The sequence below is a fragment of the Streptomyces sp. NPDC001450 genome (assembly GCF_053597295.1).
Window position 1 is genome coordinate 60,878 of the sequence record NZ_JBSFHY010000031.1, and the last position, 17,808, is coordinate 78,685.

Annotated in this window: 18 protein-coding genes; 14 read left to right on the top strand and 4 right to left on the bottom strand. The window is 71.8% G+C overall.

The window, feature by feature from the left end; translation table 11 throughout:
• Nucleotides 1-2: 2 nt before the first annotated feature.
• Nucleotides 3-914 (bottom strand): DMT family transporter, encoded by a 912-nt coding sequence (locus ACWC5O_RS29760; RefSeq protein ID WP_450584276.1) that lies wholly within the window; start codon nt 912-914, stop codon nt 3-5.
• Here ACWC5O_RS29760 and ACWC5O_RS29765 point away from each other — a divergent pair.
• From ACWC5O_RS29765 to ACWC5O_RS29775, 3 genes are all read left to right on the top strand, one after another.
• Nucleotides 913-2,376 carry an aminotransferase-like domain-containing protein gene (locus ACWC5O_RS29765; protein WP_450584275.1) on the top strand — a complete coding sequence of 488 codons (1,464 nt, stop codon included), beginning with the start codon at nt 913-915 and terminating at the stop codon, nt 2,374-2,376. The genes ACWC5O_RS29760 and ACWC5O_RS29765 overlap by 2 nt on opposite strands.
• 81 nt (nt 2,377-2,457) lie before the next feature.
• The gene (locus tag ACWC5O_RS29770) at nt 2,458-2,706 is read left to right on the top strand and encodes a GNAT family N-acetyltransferase (RefSeq protein WP_450584273.1); all 249 of its coding nucleotides are present in this window, start codon (nt 2,458-2,460) and stop codon (nt 2,704-2,706) included.
• A 73-nt stretch (nt 2,707-2,779) separates the two neighbouring features.
• Nucleotides 2,780-3,373, top strand: a complete 594-nt coding sequence (locus tag ACWC5O_RS29775) for a histidine phosphatase family protein (protein WP_450584271.1) — start codon at nt 2,780-2,782, stop codon at nt 3,371-3,373.
• On the opposite strand, the gene ACWC5O_RS29780 is transcribed toward ACWC5O_RS29775, so the two are convergent.
• The gene (locus ACWC5O_RS29780) at nt 3,355-3,798 is read right to left on the bottom strand and encodes a DUF6314 family protein (protein WP_450584643.1); all 444 of its coding nucleotides are present in this window, start codon (nt 3,796-3,798) and stop codon (nt 3,355-3,357) included. The two genes, ACWC5O_RS29775 and ACWC5O_RS29780, sit on opposite strands and share 19 nt — an antisense overlap.
• A 114-nt stretch (nt 3,799-3,912) precedes the next feature.
• Here ACWC5O_RS29780 and ACWC5O_RS29785 point away from each other — a divergent pair, with 114 nt between their 5' ends.
• On the top strand, nt 3,913-6,399 hold the full coding sequence (locus tag ACWC5O_RS29785; protein WP_450584269.1) for an alpha-L-arabinofuranosidase C-terminal domain-containing protein: 2,487 nt from the start codon (nt 3,913-3,915) through the stop codon (nt 6,397-6,399).
• Here ACWC5O_RS29785 and ACWC5O_RS29790 read toward each other — a convergent pair.
• Together ACWC5O_RS29790 and ACWC5O_RS29795 are read right to left on the bottom strand one after the other, a co-directional pair.
• The gene (locus ACWC5O_RS29790) at nt 6,386-6,826 is read right to left on the bottom strand and encodes a carboxymuconolactone decarboxylase family protein (protein ID WP_450584267.1); all 441 of its coding nucleotides are present in this window, start codon (nt 6,824-6,826) and stop codon (nt 6,386-6,388) included. The genes ACWC5O_RS29785 and ACWC5O_RS29790 overlap by 14 nt on opposite strands.
• Nucleotides 6,823-7,248, bottom strand: coding sequence for a MerR family transcriptional regulator (locus ACWC5O_RS29795; RefSeq protein ID WP_450584266.1), 426 nt, complete (start codon nt 7,246-7,248; stop codon nt 6,823-6,825). The genes ACWC5O_RS29790 and ACWC5O_RS29795 overlap by 4 nt, the downstream gene beginning before the upstream one ends.
• 281 nt (nt 7,249-7,529) lie before the next feature.
• Between ACWC5O_RS29795 and ACWC5O_RS29800 the strand changes: the two genes are divergently transcribed.
• From ACWC5O_RS29800 to ACWC5O_RS29845, 10 genes are all read left to right on the top strand, one after another.
• On the top strand, nt 7,530-10,091 hold the full coding sequence (locus ACWC5O_RS29800; RefSeq protein ID WP_450584264.1) for a YfhO family protein: 2,562 nt from the start codon (nt 7,530-7,532) through the stop codon (nt 10,089-10,091).
• 21 nt (nt 10,092-10,112) lie between these two features.
• Nucleotides 10,113-11,063 carry a glycosyltransferase family 2 protein gene (locus ACWC5O_RS29805; RefSeq protein WP_450584263.1) on the top strand — a complete coding sequence of 317 codons (951 nt, stop codon included), beginning with the start codon at nt 10,113-10,115 and terminating at the stop codon, nt 11,061-11,063.
• Complete coding sequence (locus tag ACWC5O_RS29810; protein ID WP_450584261.1) at nt 11,060-11,431, top strand: GtrA family protein; 372 nt, start codon at nt 11,060-11,062, stop codon at nt 11,429-11,431. Before ACWC5O_RS29805 ends, ACWC5O_RS29810 begins: the two co-directional genes overlap by 4 nt.
• Nucleotides 11,432-11,476: 45 nt before the next feature.
• On the top strand, nt 11,477-12,505 hold the full coding sequence (gene argC, locus ACWC5O_RS29815) for an N-acetyl-gamma-glutamyl-phosphate reductase (protein WP_450584260.1): 1,029 nt from the start codon (nt 11,477-11,479) through the stop codon (nt 12,503-12,505).
• Nucleotides 12,502-13,653 (top strand): bifunctional glutamate N-acetyltransferase/amino-acid acetyltransferase ArgJ, encoded by a 1,152-nt coding sequence (argJ, locus tag ACWC5O_RS29820; protein WP_450584258.1) that lies wholly within the window; start codon nt 12,502-12,504, stop codon nt 13,651-13,653. The genes argC and argJ overlap by 4 nt, the downstream gene beginning before the upstream one ends.
• Nucleotides 13,650-14,564: an acetylglutamate kinase gene (gene argB / locus ACWC5O_RS29825; protein ID WP_450584256.1), complete on the top strand. Its 915-nt coding sequence runs from the start codon at nt 13,650-13,652 to the stop codon at nt 14,562-14,564. Before argJ ends, argB begins: the two co-directional genes overlap by 4 nt.
• Nucleotides 14,561-15,790: an acetylornithine transaminase gene (locus ACWC5O_RS29830; protein WP_450584254.1), complete on the top strand. Its 1,230-nt coding sequence runs from the start codon at nt 14,561-14,563 to the stop codon at nt 15,788-15,790. The genes argB and ACWC5O_RS29830 overlap by 4 nt, the downstream gene beginning before the upstream one ends.
• Before the next feature lie 7 nt (nt 15,791-15,797).
• The gene (locus ACWC5O_RS29835; RefSeq protein ID WP_393475942.1) at nt 15,798-16,343 is read left to right on the top strand and encodes an arginine repressor; all 546 of its coding nucleotides are present in this window, start codon (nt 15,798-15,800) and stop codon (nt 16,341-16,343) included.
• Between the two features lie 96 nt (nt 16,344-16,439).
• The gene (locus ACWC5O_RS29840; protein WP_094216895.1) at nt 16,440-17,027 is read left to right on the top strand and encodes an RNA polymerase sigma factor; all 588 of its coding nucleotides are present in this window, start codon (nt 16,440-16,442) and stop codon (nt 17,025-17,027) included.
• Entirely contained in the window at nt 17,017-17,793 is a 777-nt protein-coding gene (locus ACWC5O_RS29845; RefSeq protein ID WP_450584252.1) for a hypothetical protein, read from the top strand. The genes ACWC5O_RS29840 and ACWC5O_RS29845 overlap by 11 nt, the downstream gene beginning before the upstream one ends.
• Nucleotides 17,794-17,808: the final 15 nt, after the last annotated feature.

Genomic DNA, 17,808 nt, shown 5'->3' on the forward strand with positions numbered 1-17,808 from the left:
GGTCACGACCGTTGGGTGACGGCGATGCAGACGAGCACGGCGACGGCGGTCAGCGGAGCGGCCACCGTAAGGCGCTCGCCCAGCAGCAGCGCCGACCACACCAGTGTGAGCAGCGGCTGAGCCAACTGCAACTGGCTCGCCTTCGGGATCCCGATGGCCGCCATTCCGCGGTACCAGACGACCAGTCCGAGGAACTGCGAGACCACCGACACCCACAGCAGACCCGTCACCCCGTGCCAGGTGAGATGCACCGGCTCGTACGACAGCGCCGGCGCGGCGGCCGGCAGGCTCAGCGGCAGGCACAGCACCAGCGCCCAGCCGATGACCTGCCAGCCGGGCATGACCCGGGCCAGCCGTCCGCCCTCGGTGTACCCGACCGCGCACACCAGCAGCGCGCCGAACAGGTAGCCGTCGGCGGCGGTGAGCGCGCCGCCGCTCTGGCCGACGGTGAAGGCGAGCACGGCCGCCGCGCCCGCCAGCGCCGCCAGCCAGAACCGCCGCGAGGGCCGGTGGCCCATGCGCAGGGCCGAGCAGGCGGCGGTGGTCAGCGGCAGCAGGCCCACCACGACGGCGGCGTGCGAGGTGGTCGAGGTCTGCAGCGCGAGCGTGGTCAGCAGCGGGAAGCCGACCACCACTCCGGCGGCGACGACCGCGAGGCCCGGCAGATGCCGGCGGTCGGGCAGTGGCACCCTCAGCACGAGCAGACACCCACCCGCGACCAGCGCCGCGAGGACGCTGCGCACCGCCGCCAGGGACCAGGGACCGAAGCTCTCCAGGCCCCAGGCGGTGGACGGGAAGGTGAGGGAGAAGGCGGTCACGCCGAGGGCGGCCAGCCCGATGCCGGAGGACCGGTGCTCGCGGGGAGTGGGGACCGCTATCTCCGTCGCGGTAGTAGCGCTACTCTGTGCTCTCATGCATGAGCGTAGCAGTGTGGACGAACTGGCAGAACGGCTGCGACAAGAACTGGACCGCTACTCGCCAGGTGGAAAGCTCCCATCGAGCAGGGCCCTGGTCGAGCGGTTCCGGGTGAGCCCGGTGACCGTTTCCCGGGCCTTGGGTCAGCTGGCCGCCGAGGGACTGGTGGTCACCCGGCCCGGTGCCGGCGCCTTCCGCGCGCGGCCGCACACTGTCGCCGAGCCCGCCGGGGACACCTCCTGGCAGGAGGTCGCGCTGAGCGCCGACGGCGCCGCCGAGCTCGTTCCGCGCACGGTGGACGCCTCCGGGGTCACGGTCTCGCTCACCACCCCGCCTCCGGGCGTGCTGGAGTTCAACGGCGGCTATCTCCACCCCTCCCTGCAGCCCGAGCGGGCCATGGCCGCGGCCCTCGCCCGGGCCGGGCGGCGGCCCGGCGCCTGGGGGAGGCCACCGCTGGAGGGGCTGCCCGAGCTGCGCGAGTGGTTCGCGCGCGGCATCGGCGGGGCGGTCACCGCGGCCGAGGTGCTGATCGCCGCGGGCGGCCAGGCCGCGCTGGCCACGGCCCTCAGGGCGCTGGCCCCGCCCGGCGCCCCGGTCCTCGTGGAGTCGCCCACCTACCCGGGCATGCTGGCCCTCGCCCGCGCGGCCGGACTGCGCCCGGTCCCGGTGCCGGTCGACCCCGACGGCGTACGCCCGGACCTCCTCGCCGACGCCTTCCGGGCCACCGGCGCCCGGGTCTTCGTCTGCCAGCCCCTGTTCCAGAACCCGACCGGCGCGGTCCTGGCCCCCGACCGCCGCACCGAGGTGCTGCGCATCGCCCGGGCCGCGGGCGCGTTCGTCATCGAGGACGACTTCGTACGACGCCTCGTCCACGCGGACTCCGGCCCGCTGCCCCGCACGCTGGCCGCCGACGACCCGGACGGCGTGGTCGTCCACGTCGGCTCGCTGACCAAGGCGACCTCGCCCAGCTTCCGGGTGGCCGCGCTGGCCGCGCGCGGGCCCGTGCTGGAACGCCTGCGCGCGATCCAGGTCGTGGACAGCTTCTTCGTCCCCCGGCCGCTCCAGGAGGCCGCCCTGGAACTCGTCGGATCCCCGGCCTGGCCCCGTCATCTGCGGGCCCTCTCGGCAGAGCTGAAGACCCGCCGCGACACCATGACGGCCGAGCTGGCCCTGCACCTCCCCGAACTCGCCCTGCCCCACATCCCCTCCGGCGGCTACCACCTCTGGGTCCGCCTCCCCGACGGCGCTGGGTCCGCCTCCCAGGCTTTCGGCTCCGGGGGAGAGCCCGCCCTGACCGCGGCCGCCCTCCGCGCGGGCGTCGCCCTCACCCCCGGCCGCCCCTACTTCAGCGCCGAACCCCCCGCAGCCCACCTCCGGCTGAGCTTCGCGGCGGTGGCGGGAGTGGGGGAGATCGCCGAGGGGATACGGCGACTCCGGGCCGCGTGCGACGAGGTGCTCTAGGGCAGGACGACGGTCGAGGACGACGGTCGCTCCACCGGAAATCGATTCGACGCAGGCTGTCCGCCCTGCGAGGATCCCCGCATGAGCGACGCACCCGATCTTCCCGACGGTTGCGAGTTCTCCGCCGACACCGCCCGTGTGGACGTCGACCCCTCGGTGCGCGGCAAGGGAGTCGGCACGGCGTTCGTCGGCCGGATCCGGGACCACCTGCGGCCCTTCGGCCTGCGGCGCATCCTGCTGGCCACGGAGGACGCCCAGGGGGTGTACGAGAAGGTGGGCTTCCGGCCGCTCGACCGCCCCGGCCAGTGGATGATCCACCCCTTCGAGTAAACGCGCGCACACCCCGGGTAACTCACAGGTAACGGCCCTTGACCTGCGCACACCCGAGGCTCACCATCACCGCATGCCACTTCGGGTCACGTTTGTCGCCGCCGCGCGCAGTTCCCCGCTGCTCGCGGAGCGCTTCGAGGACGACCGGCCGCTGGACCAGGCCGGCTGGGACGAGGTGCAGCGCATGGCCTGGGACCTGCTGCCGCTGGCGGCCGCCGACCTGCGCTACTGCTCCCCGACCCCGCGCAGCCGTGCCACCGGCGACGCCCTGGGGTACGCCCCCCTGGTCCAGCTCGCGCTGCGCGACTGCGACATGGGCCGCTGGCGCGGGCTGACGCTGGGCGAGGCGATGGCCCGTGAACCGGACGCCGTGGACGCCTGGCTCGCCGATCCGCGCTCCACCCCGCACGGCGGGGAGTCGCTGCTGGCCTTCATCTCCCGGGTCGCCGCCTGGCTCGACACGCGCCCGGTGGGCGACGGCGGCCGGATCGTCGCCGTCGCCGAGCCCTCGGTCATCCGCGCCGCCCTGGTCTACGCCCTGAAGGCGCCGCCCGCGACGTACTGGAACATCGACGTGCGCCCGCTGTCCACGTCCACGGTGACGGGCCACTCGGGCCGCTGGAACCTCCGCCTGGACGGCGGGTCCACTCAGCCCTCGCGTACGTAGTCGGTGGTCAGCAACAGGTCCTTCGCCGGTCCGCCGACCCGCCACACCGAGCGCCAGTGGTCGGCGTCCCTGACCGTGAACTCGCCCCGGTAGAGGTCGGCCGCACAGGGGTGGCCGGCGACGTACCGTCCCGAGGTCAGGTCCAGGTCGTGGAAGGGCCGGCCGTCCGCGAAACGGACGTCGGCCGTGCCGGGCGAGGCCCCGGGCAGGAAGCGCAGGGTGCGGGTCGCGGGCCGTGCCACACCCTGCCAGGTGAAGGTCCCCGACTCCTCGTGCAGCAGCCCGCCGCCGTCGAGCGGGCTGAAGACGGTGACTCCCTCGAAGCGCCCTTCGTCCCCGCTCGCCAGATCGCGCACGGTCCGCTCCACCCGCCAGCGTCCGGCCAGGTGGGCCAGGACGTCGGCCACGGGCCAGAACCCGCCCATCATCACCCCTGTCTGTCCGCCCCATTGACGTGCTCATACCCCTTCCCTATCTTGCCGTTCGAAGTGCTGACCATTGTCTGATATTTCGAACGAATCAAGAGCCGCGGAGTATCCATGTCACGCACCATCCGCACCAGGCTGAGACTCGGCCTCACGGCAAGCGCTTTCCTGCTGGCCGCCACCGCCGTCCCGGCCCCCGCCCGCGCCGCCGACGTCACCGACTACTCGATCACCGTCGACCCCGCCGCGCAGGGCGCCGAGATCGACAGGACGATGTACGGCGTGTTCTTCGAGGACATCAACCGCGCCGCCGACGGCGGCCTGTACGCCGAACTCGTGCAGAACCGGTCCTTCGAGTACTCCACCGACGACAACAGGTCGTACACGCCCCTGACCGCCTGGACGGTCTCCGGCACCGCGCAGGTCGTGAACGACGCCGGCCGCCTCAACGACCGCAACCGCGACTACCTGTCCCTGGGCGCCGCTTCGTCGGTCACCAACGCCGGCTACAACACCGGCGTCGCGCTGGAGGACGGCAAGAAGTACGACTTCTCGGTGTGGGCCCGCGCGAAGGCCGGCAGCACACTGACCGTGACCCTGCAGGACGCGGGCGGCGCCCTCGCGACCGCGCGGCAGATCGCCGTCCGCAAGAGCGGCTGGGCCCGGTACCGGGCCACCTTCACCGCGACCCGCACCAGCAGCACCGGCCGCCTGACCGTCGCCTCCTCGGCCGCCGCCGCGCTGGACATGGTCTCCCTCTTCCCGCGCGACACCTACAGACACGAGCCGAACGGTCTGCGCAAGGACCTCGCCGAGAAGGTCGCCGCCCTGCACCCGGGCTTCGTCCGCTTCCCCGGCGGCTGCCTGGTCAACACCGGCTCCATGCAGGACTACAGCGAGGCCTCCGGCTGGCAGCGCAAGCGCTCCTACCAGTGGAAGGACACCGTCGGCCCGGTCGAGCAGCGGGCGACCAACGCCAACTTCTGGGGCTACAACCAGTCGTACGGCCTCGGCTACTACGAGTACTTCCGCTTCGCCGAGGACATCGGCGCGATGCCCCTGCCCGTCGTCCCGGCACTGGTGACCGGCTGCGGCCAGAACGAGGCCGTCGACGACGACGCGCTGCTCAAGCGGCACATCCAGGACACCCTCGACCTCATCGAGTTCGCCAACGGCCCGGCGACCTCGAAGTGGGGCAAGGTGCGCGCCGGCATGGGCCACCCGAAGCCCTTCCACCTCACCCGCATCGAGGTCGGCAACGAGGAGAACCTGCCGAACGAGTTCTTCGCCCGCTTCCAGCAGTTCCGCGCGGCCATCGAGGCCGAGTACCCGTACATGCAGGTGATCTCCAACGCGGGCCCCGACGACTCCGGTGCGACCTTCGACACGGCCTGGAAGCTCAACCGGGACGCCCAGGTCGACATGGTCGACGAGCACTACTACAACAGCCCGCAGTGGTTCCTGCAGAACAACGACCGCTACGACTCCTACGACCGCGGCGGCCCGAAGGTCTTCCTCGGCGAGTACGCGTCCCAGGGCAACGCCTTCAAGAACGGCCTCGCCGAGGCGGCCTACATGACCGGCCTGGAGCGCAACGCGGACGTCGTCAAGCTCGCCTCCTACGCCCCGCTGTTCGCAGGCGAGGACTACGTCCAGTGGCGGCCGGACCTGGTGTGGTTCAACAACCACGCCTCCTGGGGCTCGGCCAACTACGAGGTCCAGAAGCTGTTCATGAACAACGTGGGCAGCCGGGTGGTGCCGTCCACCGCCACCACCACCCCGGCCGTCAGCGGCCCCATCACCGGCGCCGTCGGCCTGTCCACCTGGAACACCAGCGCCGCCTACGACGACGTGTCGGTCACCGCCGCCGACGGGAGCACCCTGCTCGGCGACGACTTCTCCGGTGACGCCTCGAAGTGGACCCACACCGGCACCGGCAGCTGGAGCGTCCAGGACGGCGCCTACGTCCAGACGAACGACTCGGCCGAGAACACCATGGTCCAGGCGGGCGACCCGTCCTGGCACGACTACGACCTGCATGTGAAGGCCACCAAGAAGTCCGGCAAGGAGGGCTTCCTCGTCGCCTTCGGCGTCAAGGACACCATCAGCTACTACTGGTGGAACCTGGGCGGCTGGAACAACACCCAGAGCGCGGTCGAGCAGGCCGTGGACGGCGGCAAGTCCACGCTGATCTCCAAGGCGGGCTCGGTCGAGACCGGCCGGGCCTACGACATCGACATCAAGGTGCGCGGCCGTCAGGTCGCGCTGTACCTCGACGGGCAGCAGTGGGGCAGCTTCACCGACGACAGGCCGGCCGAGCCGTTCCGCCAGGTCGTCACCCGGGACGCGCGGACCGGCGACCTGATCGTCAAGGTCGTCAACGCCCAGGCCTCCGCGGCCCGTACGGAGATCGACCTGGGCGGCGCGAAGGTCGCCTCCAGGGCCGTCGTCACCACGCTCGCCGCCGCCCCCGACGCGGTGAACACCGAGACGTCCACGGCGGTCGCCCCCGAGACCTCCACGTTCACCGGAGCGGCGGCGAAGTTCACGTACACCTTCCCGGCGAACTCCGTCACCTTCCTGCGGATCAGGCAGAGGTAGCCACGGTGTCGTCCGCGGGCTGCTGTCCGAGGGGCAGCAGCCCGCGCTCGGCGAAGACCTTCTTCGCGGCGAAGGTGGCGTTCAGCGCCTTCGGCATGCCGCAGTAGACGGCGGAGTGCAGCAGCGCCTCCGTGATCTGCTCGGGCGTGAGGCCCACGTTGAGCGCCGCGTTCACATGCACGTCCAGCTGGGCCTCGCAGCCGCCGAGCGCGGTGAGCATGCCCAGGGTGACCAGCTGACGATCGCGCGGGGCGAGACCGGGCCGGTCGTAGATCTCCCCGAAGGCCCACGCGACGACCTGGTGCCCCAGCTCCGGGCTGATGTCGGCGAGCGAGTCGACGACCCGCTGCCCGGCCTCGCCGTCGACCTTCTTCAGAACCTCCAGGCCGTGCGCGAAACGCTCGTCACGGGTGGTGCTCTCGCTCATGTGAGGCCGTCCGTTCCCGGCTTCCGCTCGTGCAGCAGCCGTTGGTAGTGATCGATCTTGTCGTCCAGCGTGACCGCGTTGCGCCTGAGCGCCCGGATGCGGTCGGCCAGCTCGGCGCGGTGCTCGCGGAGCATCTCCAGCCGGTCCGCGACCGTCGCGTCCCCCTGTGCCCGCAGCCGGGCGAAGCGCTGCATGTCGGCGATCGACATGCCGGTCTCGCGCAGCCGCAGCAGGAACTCCAGCCAGGCCAGGTCGGCCGCCTGATAGCGCCGCTGGTTGCCGGTGGTACGGCCGACCCGCTCGATCAGGCCGGCCTTCTCGTAATAGCGCAGCGTGTCGTGCGAGAGGCCGGTGCGTTCGACCACCTGGGCGATGGTCAACGAGGGCTCCCGCTCGTGCGGGAGAGGCTGTCCGCTGGTCATGACCACAACCGTAGAACCTGGAGTGCGCTCCAGGTCAAGCGTTGCCCGGTTCACCCTGAAAACACCGGCCGGAAAGCATTTGTTTTCCTGGCCGTCATGAAATTCACACGGTGTTTCCCGTATTCGGAAGAAGTGACCTCACTTTTCGGTGAGCGCACAACCAACAGGAAACGTGTCCCGTCTAAGACGGCGAATCGACGAGGCATACATTCCGTGGGAGGAGCGCCGAAATTGCATGGCAGCGCGCGGCGGCACCCGGACAGGAACAGGGTGTGAAAGAGATGTCCCGACCGAGGCGGGCCGCCGCCCTGCTCGCCGCGGCCGTCACGATCACGGCGTTCTGCGCCGCCGACGCCCTGGCCCGCAGCTACCCGTTCGGCCCCCGCACCCGCAGCGTCAACGACCTGGGCAACCAGTACGTGCCCTTCCACGCCCACCTGTGGGACCTGCTGCACGGCAGGGCCGACGGCGGCCTCCTCGTCAACTGGCAGTCCGGCTACGGCTCCAGCTTCCTGCCCGACCTCGGCACCTACCTCGGCAGCCCGTTCGCGCCGCTCGTGGCCCTCTTCCCGCGGGACGAGATCGACCTCGCGGTGTATGTCGTCACCGGGCTGAAGACCGCGGCCGCCGCGGCCGTCATGGCCTGCCTGCTGCTCACCCTGCGACCCCCTGGCCGCTGGTGGGCGGCCGGCCTGCTCGGCGCCTCCTACGCCCTGTGCGGCTGGAGCGTCGCCGACGCCTCCTACAACCCGATGTGGCTGGACGGCCTCATCGCCCTGCCGCTGCTCTGCCTGGTCGGCGAGTGGGCCCTCGCCGGGCGCCGCCGGCACCTCGGCGTCCTCGTCGTCGCCCTCGCCTGGACCGCCAACTTCTACACCGCCTACATGGCCACCCTCGGCGCCGCCCTGGTCCTGCTGCTCCGGCTGCTGCTGGCGGACCTGCCCCGCCGGCGGGCCCTCGCCGCGGCCGGCCGCGGCGCGCTCACCGTCGTCCTCGGCGTGGGCCTCGCCGCCCCGCTGGTGACGGTCATCTACTTCGGCACCAAGCACGCCTACCCGGGCCGTGTCCGCCAGTTCGCCCCGGTGGCGAGCGAGCACCTGCTGGCCCGGCTGCTGCCGGCGACGTACGGCTTCGGCTCCCCGGCCGTCTACGTGGGCGTCACGGCCCTGCTGCTCGCCCTCGCCCTGCCGTTCCACCGCGCGGTCCCCGTCCGGGTGCGCACGGGCTGGACGCTCCTCGTCCTCGTGGTGACCCTGTCGCTGCAGTGGGCGCCGACCCATCTGGTCTGGCACGCCTTCGCCACCCCGCAGGGCAGCCCCTACCGCCAGGCCTTCGTGCTGTGCGGGCTGCTGGTGATCGCCGCCTGGCACGCGCTGTCGTACGGCCCGCCCGACCGGCGCGCGCTCACGGCGGCGGCCGGGCTCCTCGCCCTGATCACCCTCGTGGCGAGCCGCAGCGACCTGGTACGGCCCTTCGCCTGGCCGGTGCTGCTCCTGGCCACCGCCGGCGCCCTCGGTGGACTGACCCTGCTCGGCCGCGCCGACGCCGGGCAGCGCACCCGGCTGGCCGGCCTGGCCGTCGTCCTCCTGCTCGGTGCGCAGCTCGGCGAGACGGCCGCCACCGCCGCCGTCGCCACCCGGCTGCGCCTCGCGCACCTGGACGACTACGCGCCCTGGGGGCAGCGGCAGCAGCGGCAGGCGGACGCGCTCGCGGAGGCCGACGGCTGGCCCCGGTACCGGACCGACCCCGGACGCGAGCAGACCGTCGGCAACGACCCGATGCTGGTGGGCGGCCAGGGCGCCCAGTACTACAGCAGCCTGACCTCCGACGTCCTCAGCCGTACGCTCACCGCGCTCGGCGACGGCTGGACCTCGCGCGGCCGCAGCGTGCAGAGCCTGGACAACGCCGTCACCGACGTGATCTTCTCGGTCGGCGCCCGGGTCCACTCGCCGCCGGACCCGCACCAGAAGCACCTGCCGCGGGACGGCGACCGGGTGACCGTGACCCGGCGGGACGTGCCGCCGCTGGTGACCGTACGGACCGCCCCCGACCGGGCCGCCTTCGGGCCGTCGCCGTACCGCAACCAGGAGCTGCTGCTCGGCAGCCGCGTCTACACCGTGCCCCGCCTCGCCGTGCACGGCGACACCGGAAGGCCGGCCCGGGGAGGCCGGGTCGGCTCCGGGAACGCCGTGACGAGCCCGACGGTCACGGCCCACTGCCCGGCCGGGACCCAGGTCTACCTGTGGGCCCCGCACTACTCGGGCACGGCACGGCAGTACGGCGCCGGCACCGACGCCCGCTTCCGCTTCGAATTCCCGCGGGGCCGCGCCGCCATGGAGCCGCTCGGCCCCGCCCCGGCGTCCGGCCGGCTGCGCATCGAGCTGGCCCCGGACCGGCCCGGCCGCATCCCGGGCGGTGCGATCGGGTGCCTGGACACCGCACGCCTGCGCACCGCGGCCGCCCGCCTGAAGGCCACCGGCGCCACCGAGGTGACCGTCTCCGACGGCACCGTCCGGGCCCGGCTGCCCGCGGGCAGCAAGGGGATCGCGGTCGTCGCCGCGCCCCGGACCGCCGGCTGGCGGTGCGCCACCGGCGACGGCCCGGCCCGGCCGGCGGGGGAGTACCACGGGCTGATCGCCGTACCCCTGGACGGCACCGCCGGGACCTCGACCTCGCTGACCTGCACCTTCCACCCGCCCGGCCTGCGACTGGGCACGGCCGTCGGGGGCGCTTCGCTGCTCACGCTCGCCCTGCTCGGCGCCCTCACCGCCGTGCGCCGCAGACGCGCCCCGGCACCGTCCACGACCACACCACCGCGCGAGCGCGTGACCACCGCCCTCTGACCGCGCCCCTGGGGGACCGCCATGCTGATATCGATCGTCGCGCCCTGCTACAACGAGGAAGACGTCCTCGGACGCTTCCACGAGGAGGTCCAGAAGGTCGCGGACGAGCTGCTGCCGCTCGGCCACGACATGGAGTTCGTGTACGTCGACGACGGCAGCCGCGACCGCACGCTCGCCGTGCTGGGGCACCTCGCCGACTGCGACTCGCGGGTGCGGTACGTCTCCTTCAGCCGCAACTTCGGCAAGGAGGCGGCCCTGCTCGCGGGCCTCAGGCACGCCTCGGGTGACTCGGTCGTCGTCATGGACGCCGATCTCCAGCACCCGCCCGAGCTGATCAAGCGGATGGTTCAGCTGCGCGGCCAGGGCTACGACCAGGTCATCGCCAGGCGCAGCCGCACCGGCGACCGCCTCAGCCGCACCGTCACCGCCCGCCTGTACTACCGGCTCATCAACCGCCTGGTCGACGTCGAACTCGTCGACGGCGTGGGCGACTTCCGCCTGCTGTCGCGCCGCGTGGTGGACGCGGTCCTGAACCTCACCGAGTACAACCGCTTCTCCAAGGGCCTGTTCGCCTGGGTCGGCTTCCCGGGTACCACCTTCGAGTACGAGAACGCCACACGCGAGGCCGGCAGCAGCTCCTGGTCCTTCCGCAGCCTGCTCAACTACGGCCTCGACGGCCTGCTCTCCTTCAACAACCGGCCGCTGCGCGCCGCCCTCTGGCTCGGCATGGGCCTGCTGCTGTGCGCCGGGCTGTACACCGCCTGGATCGTGGGCGCCGCGCTCGTCAACGGGGTCCAGACGCCCGGCTATGTGACCATCATCACCGCCGTCACCGCCCTCGCCGGCGTACAGATGGTCATGCTGGGAGTCATCGGGGAGTACACCGGCCGCATCTACTACGAGGTGAAGGGGCGCCCGCACTTCCTGGTGAAGGCGACCAACGTGGAACGGACGAAAGACCTCATTCCTTGAAGCGACAGATCGTCACCTTTGCGGTGGTCGGCGTGATCAACACCGCTGCCTATTACTGTCTCTACCTGTTGTTCCTCATGCGGCTCCCCTATCTGGCCGCGCATATTCTGGCCTTTCTGCTCAGCATGATCGGATCCTTTTTCCTCAACGCGCGCTTCACCTACCGGACGCGGCCCACCTGGCGGAAATTCCTGCTGTTCCCGCTGACCAACGCCACCAATTTCCTGATCACGACGGCCGGGGTGTACGTGATCGTCGACGTCCTGCACGCCGGCAGCCGCTTCGCCCCGCTGCTCGCCTCGGCTGCCGCCATCCCGGTCACGTTCGTCGTGTCCCGCTGGGTCATGCTGCCCAGGTCGATTGCATAAACGTGCATCGAAACGTATAGTCATGCCATCCAGAGGAGGGTGGACATGGCGGTACGTGCGGCGGTGGCCGGAGCGAGCGGATACGCGGGCGGAGAGGTCCTGCGCCTGCTCCTCGCGCACCCCGAGGTCGAGATCGGTGCCCTGACCGGCAACTCCAACGCCGGCCAGCGGCTCGGCGCGCTCCAGCCGCATCTGCTGCCGCTGGCCGACCGTGTGCTGACCGAGACCACGGCCGAGGCACTCGCCGGGCACGATGTCGTCTTCCTGGCGCTGCCGCACGGGCAGTCCGCCGCCGTCGCCGAGCAGCTCGGCCCGGACGTGCTCGTCGTCGACATGGGCGCAGACTTCCGACTCGCGGACCCGGCCGACTGGGAGAAGTTCTACGGCTCCCCGCACGCCGGTACCTGGCCCTACGGCCTTCCCGAACTTCCGGGTGCCCGCGCCGCGCTGGAGGGGTCCAAGCGCATCGCGGTGCCCGGTTGCTACCCGACCGCCGTCACGCTCGCCCTGTTCCCGTGCTACGCCGCCGGACTCGCCGAGCCCGAGGCGGTGATCGTCGCCGCGTCCGGCACCTCCGGCGCGGGCAAGGCGCCGAGGCCCCACCTGCTCGGCAGCGAGGTCATGGGCTCCATGTCGCCGTACGGCGTCGGCGGCGGCCACCGGCACACCCCCGAGATGATCCAGAACCTCAGCGGGGTGGCCGGCGAGCGGATCTCCGTCTCCTTCACGCCGACCCTCGCGCCGATGCCCCGCGGCATCCTCGCCACGTGCAGCGCGTCCGCCCGGGACGGGGTCACCGGCGAGTCCGTGCGCGCCGCCTACGAGAAGGCCTACGCCGACGAGCCGTTCGTCCACCTGCTCCCCGAGGGACAGTGGCCCGCCACGGCGTCCGTCTACGGTTCCAACGCCGTTCAGGTGCAGGTCGCGTACGACGAGTCGGCGGGCCGCATCATCGCGATCAGCACCATCGACAACCTGGCCAAGGGCACCGCGGGCGGTGCCGTACAGAGCATGAACATCGCCCTGGGTCTCGACGAGACCACCGGGCTTTCCACGATCGGAGTCGCACCGTGAGTGTCACGGCAGCCAAGGGATTCCAGGCGGCGGGCATCGCCGCCGGGATCAAGGAGAACGGCAACCCGGACCTGGCCCTCGTGGTCAACAACGGGCCGCGCCGTGCCGCCGCGGGCGTCTTCACCTCCAACCGTGTGAAGGCCGCGCCGGTGCTCTGGTCCGAGCAGGTCCTCAAGAGCGGCCAGGTGTCGGCCGTGGTCCTCAACTCCGGCGGCGCCAACGCCTGCACGGGCCCCAAGGGCTTCCAGGACACGCACGCCACCGCCGAGAAGGCGGCCGAGGTGCTCGGCCGGGGCGCCATCGAGGTCGCCGTCTGTTCCACCGGCCTCATCGGCGTCCTGCTGCCCATGGACAAGCTGCTCCCGGGCGTCGAGACGGCCGCGGCCCAGCTCTCCGAGCACGGCGGCGAGAAGGCCGCCATCGCCATCAAGACCACCGACACCGTCCACAAGACCTCCGTGGCGACCAGGGACGGCTGGACCGTCGGCGGCATGGCCAAGGGCGCGGGCATGCTCGCGCCGGGCCTGGCCACCATGCTGGTCGTCCTCACCACCGACGCCGACCTCGACGACGCGGTGCTGGACCGGGCGCTCCGCGCGGCCACGAAGGTCACCTTCGACCGCGTCGACTCCGACGGCTGCATGTCCACCAACGACACGGTGCTGCTGCTCGCCTCCGGCTCCTCCGGCATCAGCCCGGACTACGACGAGTTCGCCGAAGCCGTACGCCAGGTCTGCGACGACCTCGGCCAGCAGTTGATCCGGGACGCCGAGGGCGCCAGCAAGGACATCAAGGTCGAGGTGATCAACGCCGCTTCCGAGGAGGACGCCGTCGAGGTGGGCCGCTCCATCGCGCGCAACAACCTCCTCAAGTGCGCGATCCACGGCGAGGACCCCAACTGGGGCCGCGTCCTGTCCGCGATCGGCACGACGAAGGCCGCCTTCGAGCCGGACCAGCTGAACGTCGCCATCAACGGCGTCTGGGTGTGCAAGAACGGCGGCGTCGGCGAGGACCGCGAGCTGGTCGACATGCGCTACCGCGAGGTCCACATCGTGGCGGACCTCGCGGCAGGCTCCGAGACCGCCACCATCTGGACCAACGACCTCACCGCCGACTACGTCCACGAGAACAGCGCCTACAGCTCATGAGCACCGGAACGACGCGTAAGCACACCGCCCTGCCCAAGGCCCAGACCCTCATCGAGGCGCTGCCCTGGCTGACCCGGCACCACGGCAAGATCGTCGTCATCAAGTTCGGCGGCAACGCCATGGTGAACGAGGAACTGAAGGCGGCCTTCGCCCAGGACGTCGTCTTCCTGCGGCACGCCGGCCTCAAGCCGGTCGTGGTGCACGGCGGCGGCCCCCAGATCAGCGCCGCCCTCGACCGGCACGGCATCGTCAGCGAGTTCAAGGCGGGCCTCAGGGTCACCACCGAGGACGCCATGGACGTCGTACGGATGGTGCTGGCCGGGCAGGTGCAGCGCGAGCTGGTCGGGCTGCTCAACCAGCACGGTCCGCTCGCCGTGGGCCTGACGGGCGAGGACGCCCACACCATCACCGCCACCAAGCACCAGCCCGAGATCGACGGCGAACTGGTCGACATCGGGCGGGTGGGCGAGATCACCGAGACCGACACGGGCGCGATCGAGGCACTGCTCGCCGACGGCCGGATCCCGGTCGTCTCGTCGATCGCTCGCAGCCAGGACGACGGACATGTCTACAACGTCAATGCTGATACGGCGGCTGCGGCACTCGCTGCGGCACTGGGGGCCGAGACCCTCATGGTCCTCACCGACGTCGAGGGCCTCTACGAGGACTGGCCGAACTCCGACGAGGTGATCAGCCGCCTCACCGCGTCCGAGCTGGAGAAACTGCTGCCGGAGCTGTCCTTGGGCATGGTGCCGAAGATGGAGGGCTGCCTGCACGCCGTGCGCAACGGCGTCACCACCGCCCGCGTCATCGACGGCCGGGTGCAGCACTCGATCCTGCTGGAGATCTTCACCGACGAGGGCATCGGCACGATGGTCGTGCCCGACGAAGCCGAGGAGGAACAGTCGTGACGGGTACCGCGACCAACGCAGAACTGACCGCGCGCTGGCAGGGCGCGCTCATGAACAACTACGGCACCCCCCGACTGCCCCTCGTGCGCGGCGAGGGCACCAGGCTGTGGGACGCCGACGGCAAGCAGTACCTGGACTTCGTCGGCGGTATCGCGGTCAACGCGCTCGGCCACGCCCACCCGGCCGTCGTGGAGGCGGTCAGCCGCCAGATCGCCTCCCTCGGGCACGTCTCCAACCTGTTCATCGCCGAGCCGCCCGTCGCCCTCGCCGAACGCCTCCTCCAGCACTTCGGCCGGGACGGCAAGGTCTTCTTCTGCAACTCGGGCGCCGAGGCCAACGAGGGCGCCTTCAAGATCGGCCGGCTGACCGGGCGCACCCACATGGTGGCGACCACCGGCGGCTTCCACGGCCGCACCATGGGCGCTCTCTCGCTCACCGGCCAGCCCGGCAAGCAGGCGCCGTTCCTGCCGCTCCCCGGCGACGTCACCCACGTGCCCTACGGCGACGCCCAGGCGCTGGCCGCGGCGGTCACCGAGGACACGGCGCTCGTCATCATCGAGCCGATCCAGGGCGAGAACGGGGTCGTGGTGCCTCCGTCCGAGTATCTGAAGGCGGCCCGGGCGATCACCGCGGCCACCGGGGCGCTGCTCGTCCTGGACGAGGTGCAGACCGGCATCGGCCGTACCGGCAACTGGTTCGAGTACCAGGCGCACGAGGGCGTCCTGCCCGACGTCGTCACGCTCGCCAAGGGGCTCGGCGGCGGGCTGCCGCTCGGCGCCACCGTGGCCTTCGGGCGCGCTGCCGACCTGCTGCAGCCCGGCCAGCACGGTACGACCTTCGGCGGCAACCCGGTCGCCTGTGCCGCGGGGCTCGCCGTCCTCGACGCCATCGCGGACGAGGGGCTGCTGGAGAACGTGAAGCGGCAGAGCGGCGCGCTGCGTGAGGGAATCGAGAGTGCCTGCGACGGGTCACGCCACCCGTTGATCGATTATGTCCGGGGCGCGGGCCTCCTGCTGGGTATCGTGCTCACCGGGCCGCTCGCACCGCAGGTGCAGCAGGCGGCCCAGGAGGCCGGGTTCCTGGTGAACGCGCCCGCTCCCGACGTCGTGCGGCTCATGCCGCCGCTGAACCTGAGCGACGACGAGACAGGCGCCTTCCTCCGGGCGCTGCCCGGCATCCTCGACGCAGCGAGCCCGGCGAACGGGGACGGACGATCCGGAGAATGAGACGACGATGAGCCAGGCGCAGGACCACGAGCACGCGGCGGGCGCCGGGCCCGCCGTGCCGCAGACCCGCACCGCACGGCACCGCCGGATCGTGGACATCCTCAACCGGCAGCCGGTGCGGTCGCAGAGCCAGCTGGCGAAGCTCCTCGCCGACGACGGGCTGAGCGTGACCCAGGCGACGCTGTCGCGGGACCTCGACGAGCTGAACGCGGTCAAGATCCGCAACAACGACGGCGACCTGATCTACGCGGTGCCGAGCGAGGGCGGCTTCCGCACGCCCCGGGCGCCGCTCGGGGAGTCGGCGAAGGAGGAGCGGATGCGGCGCCTGTCCCAGGAGCTGCTGATCTCCGCCGAGGCCTCCGCCAACCTCGTGGTCCTGCGGACCCCTCCGGGGGCCGCCCAGTTCCTCGCCTCCGCCATCGACCAGGCCGAGCTGCACGACATCCTCGGCACCATCGCGGGCGACGACACGCTGCTCCTGATCAGCCGGGATCCCAGCGGCGGGCAGGCGCTGGCGGACCACCTCCTGCGGCTGGCCCAGAACGGCCACTGACGGGCGCCGCCGGGGCTACGGGCGGAGAATAGGAATGTGATCTTCCGTCGCGCAGGCCGGGCAATCTCCTGGCGGGGGCGGACCGTATATGGAGGTATGCAAGGGATTCGGTTCCCGGTGGGCCGGCTCCCGGACGAGGCTCTGCTGTCCGGGCTGGCCACCGGTGATCCGGAACTCGCCGCCACCTTTGTACGGAGGTTCCAGCACACGGTCTTCGGTGTCGCCATCGCCGTCACCGGGGACCCGCAGCTCGCCGAGGACATCGCCCAGCAGACGTTCGAGCGCGCGTGGCGTCATGCCCAGATCTACGACCCGCGCCGTGGCTCGGTGGCGACCTGGCTGACGACCATCGCGCACAACCTCGCCGTGGACGCACTCCGGTCCCGGCGGAGCGAGCCGATGGCGCCGGAGGACCTCGACGTGCTCCTCGACGTCGTCAGCGAGACGCCCGAGCAGTGGGCGCTGGCCGACGAGGCCTCGGCCCGGCTGCGGGCCGCCGTGGCGGAACTGCCGCGGGAACAGGGTCGTGCCCTGGTGATGGCGGGCATCTACGGAATGACGGCCCAGCAGATCGCCGACTGGGAGAAGATCCCGCTGGGGACCGCCAAGACGCGGATCAGAACCGCGATGGCAAAGCTGCGGAACACGCTCACGTCTCCGAAGCGAGGCGACCATGGCCAGTGACGTGACCTGCGAGAAGCTCCGGGAGAGCGGCGCCGAGCTGGCACTCGGCGTGCTGCCCGGGCGTCAGCGGGCCGAAGCGGTCGAGCACCTGGAGCGGTGCGCGGCCTGCCGGGAGTACGTCGAGCACATGACGCTCGTCGGCGACAGGCTGCTCGGCCTGCTGCCGCCGGCCGAGCCGCCGAACGGGTTCGAGACCCGGATGGCGCGCGGACTGACCCGCGCCGCTTCCGCGCCCGAGGGTCGCGCGCACGCGCACGTGTCGGCAGGCGAGCGCAAGGGTTTCCGCGGCCGCGCCCGCCGGGCCCGGCTGCGGCTGGCCTCCGCCGTGGCCGCGCTCGCCATCGCCTGCGGATTCGCGGGTTGGGGGATCGGCACCGCCGTCGAGGCGATCACGGCCTCGCCGGCCCCCGCCGTCGAGACCGAGCCCGTCCTGATCGGGGACCTGACCTCGTCCCACGGGGTCGACGGGTCGGCCGGTGAGGTCTACGCCCACCCCGGGCCCCCCGGCTGGGTCTTCATGTCCGTCGATCTCACCGGCACCCACGCCTCGTACACCGGCAAGGTCACCTGTCTCCTGGAGCATCCGGACGGCACCACCACCCATGTCGGTGACTTCGCCCTGCGTGACGGCGAGGGCCACTGGGGCGCGGCGACCCGGGTCGACCCCGCGGCGGTCACGGGCGCCCGCCTGACCTCCTCCGACGGCACCGTCCTCGCCACGGCCGACCTGCAAGTCGGCCAGGTCCAGACCCCCCAGGAGGCGTGAACCCGGCCCACCCCG